Raw genomic sequence first — 19506 nt, forward strand, 5'->3', positions numbered from 1 at the left:
ACAGTTTATATTCCAACACGATACTCACAAAAAAAGAGGAAGCGGCTCTAAGCTGCTTCCTCTTACCTAATTAGTTTGTACTTGAGTGATTTTGCAAAAATCCTGACTTATTATTGTGCTACCATGTTGTATTCCATAATCCAGACAGAACCGCCAACAATGGTCAACAGGATGACTACACCGAAAATCAAAGTCATGACATTCCAGCGTGGTCCATTGCTTTCACGGATGTGCATGAAGAAGAAAAGCTGAACCAGAAATTGCAGCACTGCCGCGGCTAAAATAACAACCATGGTCGAAGTGCGGCTCAACATATGATTCATAACCACACCGAGAGGAATGATGGTCAGTACGATGGACAGAATAAACCCGATAACATAGGATTTCACTGAACCGTGAGAATCATCATGACCATGCGAACCCGCTCCTGATTGATGCTGTGCCATCTACATCACCCCCATCAAATAGACGACTGTCAGCAAGAAGATCCAGACAGCGTCCAAAAAGTGCCAGTACAAGCTCAATGCCGAAACTTTGCCCTTCGTCTCTGGAGTGAGCCCGCGTTTTTTCAACTGAAACATAAGGCCGATCATCCATACCAGACCTAACGAAACGTGAAGTCCGTGCGTACCGACCAATGTGAAGAATGCCGACAGGAACGCGCTCGTTCCAAAATTGGCTCCTTCGTGTACCAATTCAACAAACTCGTAAACCTCAAAACCGATAAAACCAAGACCCAGGATCGCCGTCACGATTAACCAGTTGATTAATCCCTTCATGCTTCCTTTGTTCATGGCCAACACAGCCAGACCGCTTGTGAAGCTGCTTGTGAGCAAGAGGAACGTTTCAATGATAACGCCCGTCATGTTAAACAGCTCTGCGCCCCCCGGTCCTCCAGCTGTGCTGTTCCGAAGGACGACGAAGGTTGCGAACAAGGTACTGAACAGGATTACGTCCGTTACAAGAAAGATCCAGAAACCAAGCATCTTCAATTCTTGTGGATCGTGATGCCCGTGGTCATGATCATGGCTGTGATGTGCTGATGCTTGTGCCATTATACAGACCCCCTTATTGCCGCTTCCGTGCGTTTTACTTCATCCGCAGGGATGTAGTAGTCGCCATCATACGAGAAGAAAGAACGACAAATCATACAAATCGCAACGCCGATCAGACCCGGAATATAGAAGAACGACCACCCGAATACAAAACCAAAACCTGCGATGAAAAAGAATACCGACATAATGAATGGAATCGCCGAGTTTTTCGGCATATGAATCGCTTCAATTGGCGGTTGCTTTCTGAAAATTCCTTTTGCGCGTTTGTCTTTCTCTGCCCACCAGTCATCACGTTCTTCTACTTGTGGGATGGTAGCAAAATTGTATTCCGGTGCAGGTGAAGGGATCGACCATTCCAACGTATGACCACCCCAAGGGTCGCCTGTTGTATCCTTCAGCTTGCGGAAATTTTTGATACCCAGAAGAATTTGTAGAACCTGGAACAAGAAACCAATCCCCATCAGGAATGCTCCAACGGTTGATACAAGGTTAAGCGGCTGCCAGCCAGTATCCCAGCCGTAAGTGCTCAGACGACGTGTCATACCCATCAGACCGAGGGAATATTGTGGAATGAAACACACATAGAAGCCGATATTCCAGAACCAGAAAGCCCATTTACCCGGCGTTTCAGGCAGAGTGAAGCCGAACATTTTAGGCCACCAGTAGTACAGACCTGCCAGATAACCGAACACTACACCGCCAATCAGAGCGGAGTGAAAGTGAGCGACCAGGAAGTAACTGTTATGGAACTGGAAGTCCGCAGGCGCTACAGACAACATGACGCCCGTCAAACCTGCAATCAGGAAGTTCGGAATAAAAGCGATTGCCCACATCATAGGTGTCTTAAATGTGATCTTACCCCGATACATCGTGAACAGCCAGTTAAACACTTTAACCCCTGTCGGTATTGCGATAACCATCGTCGAAATGGCAAAGAATGCATTAACATCTGCGCCTGATCCCATCGTGAAGAAGTGATGCGCCCAGGTGAAGAAGGACAGGATAGCAATCATGAACATGGCGTAAACCATGGATTTGTAGCCAAACAATTTCTTTTTGGAGAATACGCTGATGACCTCGGAATAAATACCGAAGGCAGGTATAACTACGATATACACCTCAGGGTGACCCCACATCCAGATCAGGTTGATATACATCATCGGGTTACCGCCGAAATCAAGGGTAAAGAAATGTCCTCCTCCGAAGCGGTCAAGGAACAGCAAAGCCAATGTTATCGTCAGAATCGGAAACGCGAAAATGATGATAACACATGATGAAAATACGGACCACGTAAAGACAGGCATTTTCATCCACGTCATACCAGGTGCGCGCATTTTAATAATGGTAACAATAAAGTTAATCCCCGTAGCCAATGAACCTATACCAGAAATCTGTATACCCCAGATATAAAAGTTCTGACCGACGCCGGGACTAAATTGCAACTCCGAAAGCGGTGGATAACTCAACCAACCTGCGTCCGGCGAACCGCCAATAACGAAGGACAGGTTGAATAGCATCGCTCCCATAAAGAACAGCCAGAAGCTCAGCGCGTTCAGGAAAGGAAACGCAACGTCACGCGCACCAATTTGAAGTGGTACCGCGATGTTAAACAAACCAAACATCAATGGCATCGCCATAAACAAGATCATGATCGTGCCATGCGTTGTAAAGATCTGATTGTAATGCTCAGGATGCAAAAGTGTAACATCCGGTGTAGCAAGCTGTAAACGCATCAACAATGCGTCCACGCCTCCGCGGAACAGCATCAAGATGGCTGCGAGGATATACATAATACCGACTTTTTTATGGTCAACGGTAGTCAACCAGTTTTTCCAAAGCCAGCCCCATTTTTTGAAATAAGTGAGCACAAACACGATCCCGATCATCGCGAGAGCAATAGAAACATCCGCTCCATAAATCATTGGGTCTCCAGTAACGAAGAAAGTGGATGCAAACTCTTTTATTTTGTCAAGCATTGGGGGCCTCCTTCCCTATAATCATTTAATTGTGTCCGCTCATATTCATATTACTCATGGTGCCTGTATCTTCAGTGCTGCCAGACTTGGAAGAACCTTCTGTGGAAGCTCCGCCATGCCCAGCATGAGGATTAGGAGCCCCTTCCACTACATACTTGGTCACAATATCCTGGAACAAACCGTCTGGAATTGAAGAATACTCGTCAGTCTGGGAAAGGCCTGGTTTGGCAAGCGCCAAATAGCCATCCTTCGTCAGGGGCTTGGATTGCTTCTTAATGTTAGCAACCCAGTTTTTATAATCTTCATCCGACTGAACCTCTACATCAAAGCGCATTTGTCCAAAATGCTCACCGCTGAAGTTTGCGCCCGAACCAAAGTAAGTTCCTTCTTGATCAGCCTGCAAATGCAGCTTCATAGCCATGCCTGACATGGTGTAGATCTGGCCACCCAATTGCGGAATCCAGAACGAGTTCATCGGCGCATCAGCAGTCAGTTCGAAACGGACCGGAACGCCTTTAGGAATGTGAATTTTATTGACTGTAGCAATACCTTCTTCCGGATACATAAAGAGCCATTTCCAGTCCAGTGCAGTTACTTGGATGGTTACTGGCTTTTGTGTGCTTGCCATTGGCTTGGAAGGCTCCAGCAAGTAGGTATATCTCGCAGTGATAACCGCAAGAATCAAGATGACAACAATTGGAATACTCCACCATACGGTCTCCAGTTTTTTACTGTCGTCCCAGTGGGGTTCGTACTTCGCCTTGTTATCCGGTGCGTCGCGATAACGCCAAATGATGAAAAAAGTCAAAATCATGACCGGTACAATCAGAAGTGCAGCCATAGACGTTGAAAGAATGATCAGCTCTTTTTGTGCTTGCCCAATAGGTCCTTTCGGATCGAAAACAACGTATTTTCCGCCAGCATAAAAACACGTCCAAATGAGCAATGCTACCGTGAGCACGGTCAAAACCAACGCAATAATCGCTTTTGGTTTTTTGTTCATGTTGTTCCCCTCTCCTTAAATAATAAATTACTCAAAACTTACGAACTCCTGTAATGTTGCCCCTATATAAGATATCAGAAAAGAGGGGACTTTTTTTATTGTTAACAGAATTGTCGATTATTTGTCCGTTTTTTGTGAAAAACCTCTCTAAAAATAAAATTTCTCTTGCAAATTCAAAATCTACTATTACTACAAAGGTGACATAAGCCAATACTATATCGAAGCATTCCAAGGAAGACAGACTGCTTGTAGCTGAAGTTTGTTCTTGCGATGTCAGGAAGCAAAAAACGGGGCTCCAGACAGTTTATTGTTCCACACTGTGCGAAGACCCACGTTGTTGTTTTTCTATAGATGTTTTTTCAGTTGTATTAACTGCGCCCCTTCTCCTGATCTTCCTTCTTGCGGGCAATGACCAGCCCTTTTCCGATCATATAAATAAAAAATCCGCCAACGACACATCCAATACCCACCATTAAATATATATTACGATCACTTAGATTACCTAAATTGAACAAAATAAGAATAATGCCCACAATCCAAGCGATCCAGGCGATGACAGACACCGAGCGGCTCATTTGCTTTTCGTTCGATCCTGATTTTCTAAAATTCGAAGCCATATCCTCCACTCCCTCTGGTCTAAAATTGTTGAAACGCCCTCTTCAGGTATTTTTGTCAGTATGCACAATCACTGTGAATTTATTCTTGATAGCCTCACCATACTTTTAGCAACCTGCAATTTCATCCTGGGTATTATTACCCCGGAGGGCTTGTTGTTCAAACAAAAGGGAGCGAAGACAGGCCAATGTCCGCTTTAGTATCAAAGTACATTTCTTTTAACGTCTGGTCTCCAGCCAGTTGTTACTTACCACATTTCGATACCAATAGTAGCTTTCCTTGGGGGTGCGGGCCAGAGTGCGGAAATCGACATGAATCATGCCGAATCTCATATTGTACCCTTCCGCCCATTCAAAATTGTCCATAAGCGACCATGCCATATAGCCTTTCACATGAAGGCCGTCATGAATCGCCCGATGTACCTGCACCAAATGCTGCTGTATATAGGAGATACGGCGGTCATCCTGAACCTTGCCATTTACGACCTCATCGTTGATACAAGCCCCGTTCTCTGTAATGTAAATATCGATATTGCCGTACTTTTGCAAATAATGCAGGATCTCATACAACCCGCGCGATTCCACCGGCCAGCCGATATCCGTGACGGGGAATCCCATATTAATCTCTTCGGATTGAAGGAACCCGGCTTCGGGATTAAAACGATTGACGGACATAGCGTAGTAGTTTATACCGATCAGATCAATAGGTTCGCTAATAATGCCCATATCTCCTTCTTGAATCGGTACGGTAGCTCCTTGCTCGGCGAACCAGTCTACCAGAAATTGAGGATACGAACCCTGATAGATGGGCTGGAGAAACCAGTCACTATGCAGGGAAACCGTACGCGCACACGCCGCTTTGTCTTCCTCGGAAGTGCTATAGGGCACAGCCCATGAGACATTCGGCGCTATGCCGATCTGACCGCTGGTGCCCAACTCGCGGAAACGACGTACAGATAGACCATGCGCAACCAGCAGATGATGCCCAACGTTGATGGCTGTCTGGAGATTGGTCAGACCAGGAGCATGAACTCCCAGCATATTGGATAAAAAAGCGATGCACCACGGCTCATTAAACGTCAGCCAATGGTGTATTTTCCCATGGAACTCACGGAACATCGTCTCTGCATACTGGACGAATGCCTGAATCGTGCGACGGTTTTCCCATCCTCCGGCATCTTGAAGTACCTGCGGCAGATCCCAGTGATACAGCGTACAAAACGGCTCAATTCCATTTTCGTTCAGCATATCTACTACGCGATGATAATAGTCCAATCCTTCTTGATTAACTTCACCGTCACCATTGGGGAATATACGCGGCCAAGATACCGAAAAACGATATGTACGAATGCCCAGCTCCTTCATCAGCCGGATATCTTCTTCATAGCGATGATAGCTGTCACAGGCTACATTCCCGTTATCTCCGTTGAACACCTTGCCAGGCGTATGGGCAAAGGTATCCCAGATGGACAAACCTCTTCCCTCCTCCTCATAGGCCCCCTCGATTTGATAGGCTGCTGTTGCCGTCCCCCACATAAAGTCCTGCGGAAATTGAAAAATGGTCATATTTGCTCTTCCTCTCCATCAATAATAATCGAATGTCTGTCCGTTATTTCCTGCTCTTTGGTAAAATTCCATGACAAAATGAATCCTCCATGCTTCGGATCAGGCTGAGCCTGCCGAGCATCTGCGCTAAACGGATGAGCACTGCGAATCGTGCAGCGTCCCGTCGGGGCGGATGCGTTAAGTTCCGCGCGGACGAGCCGGGAACCGGACCATTCCATGCCAACCGTCATCCCGCCATGCCCCCGCAATCCGCTGACCCGCCCCTCAGGCCATGCAGAAGGCAGGGCAGGCAGCAAGGTCAGCTCACCCGGACGGCTTTGTAGCAGCATTTCCGCGATACCCGCCGTCGCTCCGAAATTACCGTCGATCTGAAAAGGCGGATGAGCGTCGAATAAATTGGGGTAGGTCGAGCGCGACAGCAACGTGCGAACATACCGATGCGCTGCTTCGCCATCCTCCAACCGCGCGTACAGGTTAATCAACCAGGCGCAGCTCCAGCCGGTATGACCTCCGCCATGATCGAGCCGTCGGCGCAGCGATATGCGGGCCGCCTCCGCCAGCTCCGGGGTATCGCGAACATGAATTTGTCGGCCAGGGTACAATCCATACAGATGCGAAACATGTCGATGTCCCGGCTCCGCTTCCTCAAAATCGGTAAACCATTCCTGTAGCTGTCCGTGACGACCGATCTGATAAGGCAGCAGGCGTTGCAGCGTCTCTTCACAGCGGTTGCGGAACTCATCGTCTAATTCCAGCAGCTCCGCAGCCTGAATGCAGTTGCTCAGCAACTCCCGAATTAACGTCATATCCATCGTGGAGCCCATGGATATACTGCAATCCTCTCCATCCGGGGTTATAAATTTGTTTTCAGGTGATGTAGACGGAGAGGTCACTAGCCAGCCAGCCGGGCCTTCCACGAGCCAATCCATACAAAAGGCGGCCGCTCCCTTCATCAGCGGATAAGCTTGTTCCGCCAAATAAGCCGTATCCTGAGTAAACAGATACCGTTCCCATAAATGGGCGGTTAGCCAGACACCCCCGAGCGGCCAAAAGGCCCAACTGGCATGGCCTCCTGACGGTCCGGCATACCTCCAGACGTCTACATTATGGTGGGCCGTCCAGCCTTGAGCGCCATAATGGATCGAAGCAACTCTGCGTCCCGTACGGCTAACTTCACCAATCATGTGCAGCAGTGGTTCATGGCACTCGGCAAGATTGCATATCTCCACCGGCCAATAGTTCATCTGGGTATTAATGTTGGTTGTATAATTGCTGTTCCACGGCGGCTGCACCCGGTCATTCCAGATACCTTGAAGATTGGCGGGCTGACTGCCTGGACGCGAACTGGCTATCAGCAAGTAGCGTCCATACTGAAACAACAGCACCTCCAAATCCGGGTCCGCCTGACCTTCACGGTACTGCTCCAATCGCAAATCAGTCGGAATTTGTCTTTTTGTAATTTGATCCGTCCCGGCATCATCCCCAAGCTCTAACTCAACACGGCCAAACAGTTCCCGATGATCTTGCTCATGCCGATGCTTCACCTGCTCGTATCCAAGCGAGACCGCTCTAGCCAGCGTAGCTTGGCATACGGCTGTCGGTTCCGTTGCATCACTGTCCGGTCGAGTATCGAATCCCCGGAATCCGGTAGCTGCGGCCAAATATATCGTGAGTTTATCTGCACCCGATACGCTCAGCACTCCATCATCATCCTCTGTCAGCGTCCCCCCCTCGGCGATAATCCGTGCCTGAATCGCAAAAGCCATCCCCAATTCATCCTCATAAACAACCGACTGCGGATGATCACCGTGATAATTGGATTCCACATGACTGGGCGCTCGCCCGGTCAACGTAATTAAGTCCCTCGTTGGTTCACCTGAAGAGTCATCTTCCTTATCGCTATCCCATTGGGATGAATCACCAAAATGTGCATCCTCGCCAGCCTCGGCTTCACAAGGATGCGGTGTAGTGATACGCACGATTGCATTGATCTTGCCAAGCCTATCCGCAGTCAGCGATACCATAATAATTCCATCCGGCACACTGGCAATGACTTCACGGGTATAACGAATACCGCCACTATGAAAAGTGACCGCCGCCGTTCCGGTGGCCAAATCCAGTTCGCGTTCATACTCCACGATTGCCCCAAGTCCCTCCTGTGTAATCCATAAATCGCCCAGAGGCTGATAAGCCTCCGTATCTCGACCCAGCATGTTCGTATTAATCAGATGTTCCGCGTCCTTGTATTTTCCGTCCGCAATCAGTTCCCTGACGGGCTTCAAATATCGCAATGCATCATACTGAACGCCATCCCTGGGAAATCCGGACCAGAGCGTATCCTCGTTTAATTGCAAACGCTCCTCCCCGATCCCGCCAAATACCATCGCGCCCAGCCTCCCATTGCCGACAGGCAATGCTTCCTCCCACACCTCGGCAGGCTGGCGATACCATAAACGCAGGGATTTTTGCTTTTCGCGTTGTCTCACATCAAACCCTCCCCCATTGAGACTAAACAGAGCGCCGATCCCGTATGAACCACAAGGACAAGCGCTCCGTCATTCCGACATCCATCATTTTGTTGCGCCTCGTTAAGTCAGCTCGCTATTTAGAAGCCTTGCCGCTCCACAATTCCACTCTGTCCTTCACCAATTGAGTATATTGTTGCTCCATTTGTACCGCTCCGGCAGCATCCAGCTCTTTAAGCATGTTGTCGTAGACAGTGTCAAAATTGGATGTTGGGGCCAAGATAGCCTCCGGTATACGCTTACGGATAATATCCGTCGTTTTTTTGAACGTAACGTTATAGCTGGATTCATTGTCTGTCGTCAGGTTATAAGCTGCGCCCCATGGCTTCACATCAAATTCCTTCTCGCTCGGGAACAGTTCCTTCCACGTTTTTACGCCATACGCCTTGAGCGACTCCTTTTCCGGCTCCGAATAGCTTGCGATAATTTGTTCCGGAAATTTGGTGGTGTAATAGTTACCCGCAGGGTCCTTCACACCATCGCCGTAGTGTCCACTGATCAACGTGTACAGCTCCAGCCCGGTTGTTTTGTTGAAATTGGTGGCGTTGTTCGTTTTTTGCTCCAGCACATCAGCCGGAATGACGCGTTTGCCATCTTTAATTTCATAATGCTTTCCTTCGATTCCCCAGTTCACCAGCACCTGTCCTTCATCGGAGGCTAGAAAATCAAGGAACTTAATAGCCCGCACCGGGTCCTTGCAGCTCTCGGTAATGCCTACACCGTAACCGGACATAAAGCCTGTATCCTGAAAGGAATGATCCTTATATTCCTCCGAAAGTGTAACTGGAAAATGTGCATAGCTGGCATCCGCCTTGCCTGACGTTTTTAACGCATTTTCAGCTTCCAGGTAGCCCCACTCCTGGTCAATTAGACCAAGAACACGCCCGCTGGCGATTTTGGATTTGTATTGGTCACTTTTTTGTACAAAGGATTCCTTATCCAGCAGCCCCTCATTGTACATGTGGTTTAACCAGCGAAAATATTCTTTTTCCACCGGGCGCTTGTAATGGAGCTTGGCTTCAAATGTCTTGGGATCAATATTATATTCTCCATCGTCTGACGCTCCGGTCGTCTGGTAGGCAGGGTTGGTTACGGTAATCATGATTCTCCAGTCATCCGCATCCAGCGTGAGGGGAATTGTCTTTTTACCGTCAATGGTCGGATGTTTGGCTACATAGGTTTTGAGTACGTTTTCATAATCCTGTAGCGTTTTTACCTTCGGATATCCCAGCTCCTTAAGTACCCTGTGCTGGATTTCAAATCCACCCGTCGCATCAAAGTTCTTCTGACCCACACCTGCATACGTTGGGATGACATAGATGGCCTGATCCTTGTTGCTGTATTTCAGTCGATTCATGTAGGGGCCGTACAGCTTTTTGAGATTCGGCGCGTGATCATTGATCAGATCTGTCAGATCAATCATGGCCCCCGCATCCACGAGCTTGCTAATATTCGCTTTAGGAGAAACCAAGTCCGGGTATTCTCCACTTGCTGCCATCAAAGCAATTCGGTCATCTCCACCTCCGCCACTGACATCAAATTCCGCATTCAAGGTTACACCTGTTTTCTTGGTGATTTCCTTGCCTATTTCATCCTTCATTCCATTCCATTTCGGGCTTGTATCTGCTCCGAAGAAGCTAAACGTAATCGGGTCCGTTCCGCTGGATGAGCCTTCCTTCGCTGCATTTTGGCTCCCGCTACAGCCTGCCAGTGCAGTAAGTGATACCGCAAGCAGGGGAATAAGTGCAAATCTGGACCAAACCTTTTTCATGAACAAAACCTCCTGTATTCATATGATGACTTAGCCTGCAAAATAGCTGTTACTTTACCGCTGGGAATCCGGCTTTTATGATTTCACGTTATGATTTCACCGCACCCAGCGTCATGCCGCCTACAAAATACTTTTGCAGGAACGGATACACCAGCAGGATGGGGAGCGTGACCGTAATCGTAATCGCCATTTTGATCGACTCTGGCGAGATTTGTGCCATTTGCTTTGCCATATCATTGCTGTTCGTCATACTGGAGCCGCCTTGCTGCGTACTTTGCAGTACCTTCATCAGCTCAAATTGCAGCGTCGTCCATTGCGCAGCTCCTCCGTTATACAAATACGTATCAAACCACGAGTTCCACTGATTTACCGCCAAAAAGAGAGCAATGGTCGCCAATACAGGCTTACACAACGGTAAAATAATTTTCCAATAAATTGTAAAATCATTCGCACCATCCAGCTTGGCGGATTCCTGAAGCGCATACGGCAAACCATCCATAAAGGAACGAATGACAAATACGTTAAACGCACTAATCAACGTCGGAAAAATATATACCCAGAACGTACCCAGCAAATGCAAATCACGCATCAAAATAAATACGGGCACCATCCCGCCAGAAAAATACATCGTCAACGCCAAAAACGTGGAAATGAATTTGCGGGCGCGAAAATCGACCCGACTCAGCGTAAATGCAAGCATGGATGCACAGATGAGTCCCAGCACCGTCCCCACCACTGTACGTAAAATCGATACCTGCAGTCCCTGAAGAAGACCGTCATATTGGAAAATCGTTTTGTAATTTTCGAGTGTAAATTGGCGGGGCCATATATAAATGCCCCCACGAACAGTGTCCGTCGAATTGTTCAAGGAAATCGCAAGTACGTTCAGAAACGGATACAGCGTCACGACCACGATTAGAGCCATGAGGATATAGTTGAACAGATCGAACACCTTTTCAGACCTGGTCGCGTTAAAAGCCTTTGTCGTCATTTCGCAGCTCCCTCCCTACATGATGCTTTCTTTGGTCAGTTTTTTGAATATGCCATTTGCCGTAAACAACAATAGGATGCTGACCAGTGAGTTGAAAATACCAATCGCCGTCCCGTAAGAGAACCGACCCAAATTAATCCCGTAATTCAGCGCATACAAATCCAGCACCTCGGAATAATCCGTCACCAGACTGTTGCCGAGCAAGAACTGCTTTTCAAAACCGTTGCTCACCAGATGCCCAATCGCCATAATGAACAGAACGGCAATGGTCGAACGGATACCCGGTAGCGTAATATGCCACATCTGTCTCCAGCGACTTGCCCCGTCCACACGCGAGGCTTCATACTGCTCCTGATCAATTCCGGTAATGGCGGCTAAATAAATAATCGTATTCCAGCCCGTCTCTTTCCATATATCGGAAGCGGTTACAATATACCAGAACCAACTTCCCTTTGCCATAAACTGAATCGGCTCATCCACAATATGAAGCGCTATCAATATATCGTTGACGATACCTCCGTCGATGGACAGCATCTTTGTGACCAATCCGGCAACAACTACCCAGGATACAAAATGCGGAAGGTAAGATACCGTCTGCACGAAGCGCTTGAACAACATCCCCCGTAGCTCATTTAGCAGAATGGCAAAAAAGATCGGTACAACAAAACCAAACACAATGCCCATCAGGCTCATCGCCAGCGTATTGCGTAATACCAGATAAAATCGTTCATCCTGAAATAGCTCAATAAAGTTATTCAGCCCTACCCATTTCTGGTCCGAAAAAGATTTGGCCGGCTTATAATTTTGAAACGCCATCGTCCAGCCCCACAGCGGAAGATAACTGAAAACAAACACCCATATGACGAAAGGAATGGACATAAAATAAAGGTACTTTTGTTGCTTTACACTGTCCCACAAGCCTTTTTCTCCACGCCCGCGCTTCGGCCCGCGTACCTTGCGCGGTCTGCCCAGGTTAGACTCAGGAATCGTAGCACCAGCATTGGAAGCGGTTTCAGTTGATGATTCCATAACAAGCTCCTCCTTGTATATAGTTACTATTATCATACTTTGCTGGCTTGAAAGCGGATACCCAACGAATTAGGAGAAAAATCAGTTCAAAATTAGATATCCTCTACCGAATTAAAAAAGCTCCATCCACTCTTTAAAATTACAAATATGTCCATATTTATCAGGCAATGTTACCTTTGTGCCGTCTAATTCTCAAAAACCAGAAAAACTTCTCAACAGACCCAACAGAGCTAATCGGGGTATAAAAAATGAACACAATGTGATAAAAAAATAGCCTCCCCGCACAAAATGTGCTGGAAAGCTGGTATTGATTTATTTTACCGTGATCGTCCCATAGAACATGTACATACCGCAGTTATACTCATAGACACCCGGTTTCAGGTCTTTGACAGTAAAATAATTATTTTCGTGGTCCATAAAGACGTCCATTCCAAGCTTCAACGATTGTACTTCATCTATGCAAGTAAAGGATGTCGACCTCTTAAAATTAATTTTAGTCGGGACACCAGCTTTTATTTCAATATTTTTAGGATAAAAACCATCTCCCTCTACATTTACCGTAGCAATTTCATACTTGGCTCTGTCCGGCTCTTCTTGAACAGTTTTAGGTTGGCTAGCCGGAAACGACGACACGCTCCCCTGAAAATAAAATAAGACAAAACCGCCCACGATCAGGGCTACAACTCCAATGAGCATCAAGTGCCAATTTTTAGAGATGAATGTTTTCATGCAGATCAGTCCCCTCCAGTTGATCGTTCACGTGTAACACTTCAACTCTAGCCAGTATATAAAAGTTAATCAAAATTTAAAATACTTTATTCGAGCTATGTTGCACCGATGCTTGATCTTCTCTATTTCTTTACAGACCGGGATGATCCAGTTCATACAGGTTGCGGTATCGGGGCTGCTCCTGCCAAAGCTGCTCATGACTGCCTCGCATCGAAATGCCGCCTTGCTCCATAAAGATCACCTCGTCCATATGCTCCATTCCGGTCAGATGATGTGTAATCCAGATAAGCGTTTTGCCCTCCAGCACACGAAACATCGTCTGCATTAGTTCATGCTCTGTCAGCGGATCGAGTCCCACCGTTGGCTCATCCAGTAGAACAATGGGGTGATTTTGAAGCAAAATCCGCGCCAGTGCAATTCGTTGCCTTTCTCCACCGGAAAAGCGCAGGCCCGTTTCCTGCATCCGGGTGTCGTAGCCATCCGGCAAGGAATCAATCAGCGTTCCCAGTCCCACCTGCTCCGTTACTGCCCGAACCTCTTCCAGCGTAGCATCGGGCCGCGCCAAGCGAATATTGTTCGCTACCGTTGTATCGAACAAATACGGTTGCTGGTTTAACACTGCAAACAGGCTGGAATACGCCCCGCCTGTATACACGGGCGCACCTGCGACAGTGACGCTCCCTTCATCCGGCTGCAATGCACCCTGAATCAGATTCAGCAACGTAGACTTGCCCGCACCGCTACGACCAAGCAGCGCAACCTTACCCCCTTGCGGCACACGCAGGGAAATGTCGCGCACGCTCCATTCTTGCGTTGCTGCATAGCGGTAGCTCACGTTGTTCAGCAGCAGTTCACCTGCGTTGCCCGATCGCTGGGCGGTAACATGTTCCGCCTCTATTTTGTCTACTATGCCTCCTGCTGCTTGCCGCCCTGTATGCACAGAAGCCGAGGTTGAAAACGGTGTAGATGCGGCAGTTGTAGGTGTATGTTTTTCCGAATCTTTCAACCGTCGTAGCGAATCCTGATATTCCGGCGCATGGACCACCGCTTCTCCAGCGCGGACAAAAGCATCCAGCAATGGAAAAGCAACAAGCGCAAAGGATGCCAACCATGTTGCCTCTATGCGGTTCTCTGCTACCAGCCCTCCAGCCCATACGGTCATCATCACAATTCCTCCACCTACGACGCACTGTGCGATCCAATGAGAGCGCCATTCACCACGCCGAAGTGAATTTTCCACTACAGCAGCCTTGTTTTGCCGTTGGGTGAAGGAAGCCAGAAAATGTCCAGTCCGCCCACTCAGCATCAGATCACTCATGCCGAACAATGCATCAGTCAGCTCCTGATAGGCTGTACTCCGTTCCTGCTTGAACGTTCGTCGTTTAGCGAGCGAGGTCCACAGCGAGATGGCCGGGGCGATAAAAAGTAAAAATCCGCAATACAGCGCCATCATCAGGGCAAAGGTTCCGTCCATCCATCCGAGTGCTGAAATCCCCAGCGCATAGATGAGCAACGCCGATATCGCAGGCAGAACCAGCTTCAAATATATGTTTTGAAGCTGCTCAATATCCTCCGCCAGCAAACCCAACAGATCCCCTGTGCGAAACTTACTGCGAATCATAAGTGCTTGCGGTTCTACCGCCCGATACAGCCGCACCCGCATACGGGACACGAGACGCAGAGCGGCATCATGCCCCACCAACCGTTCCAGATACTGAATGACTGCTTTACTAAAACCGAACGTCCGTACAAGCACAATCGGAACGTACACCATCAATATATTTTCGGGTTTTAAAGCCGAACGGGTAATCAGATGACCGGACGTAAAGAGCAATGCGCCTGCACATCCAATCGCCAGAGCGCCCAAAAGGGCCGCAGCCAGAAAGGCCCAGAAATATTGTCTCAGATAAAATATAAACCAGCCTTGGCCGCTATTGTCCGTGGCTCGCATATCGTCCGTCCCCTCCTTCCGTCATTCCCGTCAGCAAACGGTAATATCCTCCCTTGCGGGCAACCAATTGCTTATGTGATCCTGCTTCTTCCAGACGGCCTTGATTCATCATCCAGACACAGTCCATATCCGGCATCCAATGGAGTCGATGGGTCGCGAGAAACACTCTTTTATGTTGCAAAACAGATAAAATCGTCTGTTTTAGCTCCCATTCCGTCTCAATATCCAAATGTGCAGTCGGCTCATCCAGCAAAATCACTGGACGATTACTCAGTAAAGCACGCGCCAACGCTATCCGTTGCGCCTGTCCTCCACTCAGCGTCCGGCCCGCTTCACCAATCGGCTCATCCAATCCATTCGGAAGACCATCCACCAGCTCACGCAGTCCAACCGCGTCAATCGCCCATTCCACTTGCTCGTTGGATGCCTCCGGTTCATAAAACCGGATATTATCCGCCAAGGAAGCGCTGAACAGGTACGGATGCTGCGGAATATAGGCAATATGACGCTGCCATTCGGCTTTGGCATCACCAGCCAATGCCCATCCATTCACGTTCAGCTCGCCCGAGGTCGGTTCAGCGAAGCCGCCAAGCAAACTGAGCAGCGTTGTTTTACCTGCACCGCTGGCTCCGACGATGCCGATCATATTCATATGCGGCTCAACACTCGCGGATATGTGGTCAAGCCGTGCGGAACCGTCCTCGTTGAGAAGGCATATATCCGACAACCTGATCATATCCTGTCCCGTGATATTTAGGGCATTGCCGTCACCCTTTGCATTGTCTGTGCTGCCACTCCCCGTAAGGATATCCACGGAATCTGTTTGCTGAGCCGCTTCATCCTCTGTACCGAGAATGGAGCGCATTGCACCCCAAGCCTCCTTGCCATCCAGCGAGGCATGATAGTCCGATCCCAACTGGCGTACAGGCATAAAATATTCCGGGGCCAAAATCAGTACCGCAAGTGCCGCTTCCAGTCCCACCGATCCGCTAATCAGTCGCAAGCCCAAGCCTACCGCCACAAAAGCGACCGATAACATACTAAAAAAATCGAGAGCAAAAGAGGACAGGAACGCGACCCGCAGTGTATGCATCGTAGCCGTACGGTACTGGTCGCTGACCTTCCCGACCGTTTCTCCATGCTCCCGGCTACGGCCCAAAAAACGCAGCGTCTGTAGGCCGCGCAACGAATCCGTGAAATGATGCGACAATAGGCGATAGGAGCGCCACTGTTTATCTGCCTGCTTCCGCGCCGCCAAGCCCAGCAGGATAAAGAAGCCAACCAGGATGGGCATCGTAGCCGTCAAAATCACACCTGAAATTACATCCAATGTGAAAACAGACACAAGCACAAGTATCGTCACACACATCATGTCAATCATACGCGGAATGGACAACTCCAAATACGTGCGAAAACGATCCACTCCATCCAGCGCCAACGTCACCAGCTTCCCGCTACCTTCCTTTGCAGCAAAAACAGGCCCTCGCTCGAACAAACGAGCAAGCAGACGCTCCCGCAAGGAAGCGCCTGATGCTTCGGCAAAACGGCCTGCTGTCCGGCGTTGCAGCCAGATCATCGTATGCCTCGCCGCAAAAGCCGCGAAAAACAACGCCAGTGGCGGCCAAGCCATCACCAGCGGATGTTTATCAAATAAAATCGTAACAGCCTTTGCCAAAAAGATCGCTTGCGCAATCACAGCGGCCCCCTGGGCCAGGGAAAGGGCGGCCAGCAGCAGCATTACCGGCCGAATGCCCTTTAATCCAAACCATGCTTTATCCATTAGTATTCCAAATGATCCTTTTCACTGAGACGCTTATGGAAAACAAAGTAGCTCCACGCCTGATAAGCCAGCACAAAGGGTAAAAGCGTTGCTGCAACAATCGTCATGGCTTTCAGGGTGTAATGACTGGAGCTTGCATTATAAATCGTCAAATCAAATGCACTGTTGATCGAGCTCACCATAAATCTCGGGAACAAGCCGACGAACAACGAAACGAATGTCAGCAAAATGATAGCTCCTGTCATCCCGAAGGCCCAACCTTCGCGGCGCTGCTTCAGGAAATACCACGCCAGCACATAGGCGACGATCCCCACTGCAACTGCGGCGTACATATAAGGGCCACGACGTGCGAATAAGTCTGTTGCAAAATAAGTCCATACCACCATACCCGCGAGCAAAACACCTAATATCGGAAGAAATTTTGACGCAATCACACGAGCACGATCCCGTACTTCTCCAATCGTCCGCAGAGAAATAAACGTCAGCCCATGCATCAAACACATCCCAACCACGGTCAGTCCAATCCATACCGTATATCCGTTAAACACATCGGAGAATCCGGCTTTCAAGTCCATGTTTTGCTGAATAGGTACACCCTTTACCAAAGCCGCAAAAGCCATACCGAACAGCATCGGCGGCAGAAAGCTACCAATCAGAATGCAGGCATCCCACGTCCCTGTCCACCATTTTCCTTCTGCCTTGCCCCGGAATTCAAAGGAAACTCCGCGTAAAATCAAACCAAGCAGAATAAGTACAAATATCAGATAATATCCGCTGAACATGGTCGCATACCAGTGCGGGAAAGCCGCGAACATCGCACCTGCTGCTGTGATCAGCCATACTTCGTTTGCATCCCAGAATGGACCAATCGTATTGATCATCAAGCGTTTTTGCTGATCGTTACGCGGCACCAGACCTGTAGCCATCCCCACCCCAAAATCAAAGCCCTCCAGGAAGAAGAAGCCGGTAAACAGCACAGCAATTAATAAGAACCACAAATCATTTAACGACATTGGTGTCACCCCCTTGAGCAAATGGATCATGGATTACCGTTTCCTGATGTGGTTCGATATCCGGACCTTTGCGAGCCGTACGGACAAACAGGAATGCCAGCACACCCGTTAAAATTAAATACAATGCGGTAAACGAGATCAGTGAGAACAGCACTTCCCCTGCCCCAACGGTAGGCGAAACCGAATCTTTGGTTTGAAGTAAACCAAAGACCGTCCAAGGCTGACGCCCCACTTCCGTCATGATCCAACCCGCAGTATTTCCAATGAATGGAAGTGATATACCGAGCATCATCAAGCGGAAGAACCAGCGGTGCGAACCCTCCAATTTTTTACGGAATGTCAGATAAGCTCCGTACAAAGCAAGTGCAATCATCGCACATCCGGCCGCAATCATAATGCGGAAGCTCCAAAATGTAGTACGTACTGGCGGGATATAGTTGCCCGGTCCGTAAGCTTGTTCATATTGTGCCTGAAGCTCATTCATCCCCAATACCGCGCCGGACAGCTTGTTATACGACAACAAACTCAGAAGATAAGGAAGCTTAAATTCAAAGCTGTTTTCCTTCTTGTCAGGGTCAATGCCTGCAATTACCGTCCAAGGGGCCGGGTCACTACTGTTTTCCCATAACCCTTCACTGGCAGCCATTTTCATTGGCTGTGTTTCCACCAAATATTGAGCCTGTCCGTGACCAAACATCGGGATTAACATCGAACTAATCAATGCAACAATAATACTTACTTTGAAAGAAGGCTTGAAAAAGTCCAGATTCTTCTTGTGCATCAGCTTCCATGCGCTAATACCTGCCACGAGAAAAGCGCCTGTCGCAATAGCTGCAAACAATGTGTGAGGAAACTCCCACAACAGCTGTTCGTTCGTCAACAGAGCGAAAAAATCTTTCATTTCTGCGCGACCATTTTGAATCTCGTATCCTACTGGACGCTGCATGAATGAGTTGGCTGCCAAAATCCACAGGGCGGACAGCATCGTACCGATGGATACCAGCCACATACAGGTTAAATGGACTGCTTTGGACAGCCGTTCCCAGCCGAACACCCACAATCCGATAAAGGTTGATTCCAGGAAAAAGGCAAGCAGTGCCTCAATCGCCAGCGGCGTACCGAACACATCACCGACAAAACGGGAGAAGTCAGACCAGTTCATCCCGAACTGGAACTCCTGCAAAATCCCGGTGACCACGCCTACTGCAAAGTTAATCAGCAAAAAAGTTCCCCAGAATTGAGCCATTTTTTTGTACAAATCATTTTTTTTGATTACATACATGGTCTCCATAATTGCCACCAGCAACGACAATCCAATGGAGATCGGCACATAAACAAAGTGAAGAATTGTTGTGGTTGCAAACTGCAACCGTGCCAATTCTAATACGTCCATGATGTTATTCCTCCCCCTGCGCTTCTCTTAAGAATGAATGTTAGTAATTGGGTTCTGAAGCCTTCTTTCTTCCTTGTGATAGTATTCACATTGTTACATATGGAACGATC

General features: G+C 48.4%; 15 protein-coding genes. All 15 read right to left on the reverse strand.

Translation table 11 applies throughout. The annotated features are described in order from the left end of the window. Positions 1-110: 110 nt before the first annotated feature. Complete coding sequence (cyoD, locus tag QD47_RS01755) at positions 111-446, reverse strand: cytochrome o ubiquinol oxidase subunit IV (RefSeq protein ID WP_044644504.1); 336 nt, start codon at positions 444-446, stop codon at positions 111-113. Next, positions 447-1055, reverse strand: coding sequence for a cytochrome o ubiquinol oxidase subunit III (gene cyoC, locus QD47_RS01760; protein WP_044644505.1), 609 nt, complete (start codon positions 1053-1055; stop codon positions 447-449). Further along, positions 1055-3031: a cbb3-type cytochrome c oxidase subunit I gene (locus tag QD47_RS01765; protein WP_044644506.1), complete on the reverse strand. Its 1977-nt coding sequence runs from the start codon at positions 3029-3031 to the stop codon at positions 1055-1057. Before QD47_RS01765 ends, cyoC begins: the two co-directional genes overlap by 1 nt. A 25-nt stretch (positions 3032-3056) precedes the next feature. After that, a complete protein-coding gene (cyoA, locus tag QD47_RS01770; RefSeq protein ID WP_044644507.1) occupies positions 3057-4034 on the reverse strand; it encodes a ubiquinol oxidase subunit II in 978 nt (325 codons plus the stop codon). Between the two features lie 368 nt (positions 4035-4402). Continuing rightward, on the reverse strand, positions 4403-4651 hold the full coding sequence (locus QD47_RS01775) for a hypothetical protein (protein ID WP_044644508.1): 249 nt from the start codon (positions 4649-4651) through the stop codon (positions 4403-4405). Between the two features lie 216 nt (positions 4652-4867). Further along, on the reverse strand, positions 4868-6214 hold the full coding sequence (locus tag QD47_RS01780; protein ID WP_044644509.1) for a GH1 family beta-glucosidase: 1347 nt from the start codon (positions 6212-6214) through the stop codon (positions 4868-4870). Then, entirely contained in the window at positions 6211-8700 is a 2490-nt protein-coding gene (locus QD47_RS01785; RefSeq protein ID WP_044644510.1) for a glycoside hydrolase family 95 protein, read from the reverse strand. Before QD47_RS01785 ends, QD47_RS01780 begins: the two co-directional genes overlap by 4 nt. A 115-nt stretch (positions 8701-8815) precedes the next feature. Then, positions 8816-10510 (reverse strand): ABC transporter substrate-binding protein, encoded by a 1695-nt coding sequence (locus QD47_RS01790; protein ID WP_044644511.1) that lies wholly within the window; start codon positions 10508-10510, stop codon positions 8816-8818. A gap of 88 nt (positions 10511-10598) precedes the next feature. Next, on the reverse strand, positions 10599-11501 hold the full coding sequence (locus QD47_RS01795; protein WP_044644512.1) for a carbohydrate ABC transporter permease: 903 nt from the start codon (positions 11499-11501) through the stop codon (positions 10599-10601). A 15-nt stretch (positions 11502-11516) separates the two neighbouring features. Continuing rightward, the gene (locus QD47_RS01800) at positions 11517-12530 is read right to left on the reverse strand and encodes an ABC transporter permease (protein WP_044644513.1); all 1014 of its coding nucleotides are present in this window, start codon (positions 12528-12530) and stop codon (positions 11517-11519) included. A gap of 312 nt (positions 12531-12842) precedes the next feature. Further along, complete coding sequence (locus tag QD47_RS01805; RefSeq protein ID WP_044644514.1) at positions 12843-13259, reverse strand: cupredoxin domain-containing protein; 417 nt, start codon at positions 13257-13259, stop codon at positions 12843-12845. 130 nt (positions 13260-13389) lie between these two features. Then, on the reverse strand, positions 13390-15210 hold the full coding sequence (gene cydC / locus QD47_RS01810) for a thiol reductant ABC exporter subunit CydC (protein ID WP_044644515.1): 1821 nt from the start codon (positions 15208-15210) through the stop codon (positions 13390-13392). After that, complete coding sequence (gene cydD, locus QD47_RS01815; RefSeq protein ID WP_044644516.1) at positions 15191-16990, reverse strand: thiol reductant ABC exporter subunit CydD; 1800 nt, start codon at positions 16988-16990, stop codon at positions 15191-15193. The genes cydC and cydD overlap by 20 nt, the downstream gene beginning before the upstream one ends. Then, positions 16990-18003 carry a cytochrome d ubiquinol oxidase subunit II gene (gene cydB, locus QD47_RS01820; RefSeq protein WP_044644517.1) on the reverse strand — a complete coding sequence of 338 codons (1014 nt, stop codon included), beginning with the start codon at positions 18001-18003 and terminating at the stop codon, positions 16990-16992. The genes cydD and cydB overlap by 1 nt, the downstream gene beginning before the upstream one ends. Beyond that, a complete protein-coding gene (locus QD47_RS01825; protein ID WP_044644518.1) occupies positions 17990-19396 on the reverse strand; it encodes a cytochrome ubiquinol oxidase subunit I in 1407 nt (468 codons plus the stop codon). The genes cydB and QD47_RS01825 overlap by 14 nt, the downstream gene beginning before the upstream one ends. Positions 19397-19506 lie beyond the last annotated feature (110 nt).

The sequence above is a fragment of the Paenibacillus terrae genome, assembly GCF_000943545.1.
Lineage (GTDB): Bacteria > Bacillota > Bacilli > Paenibacillales > Paenibacillaceae > Paenibacillus > Paenibacillus terrae_A.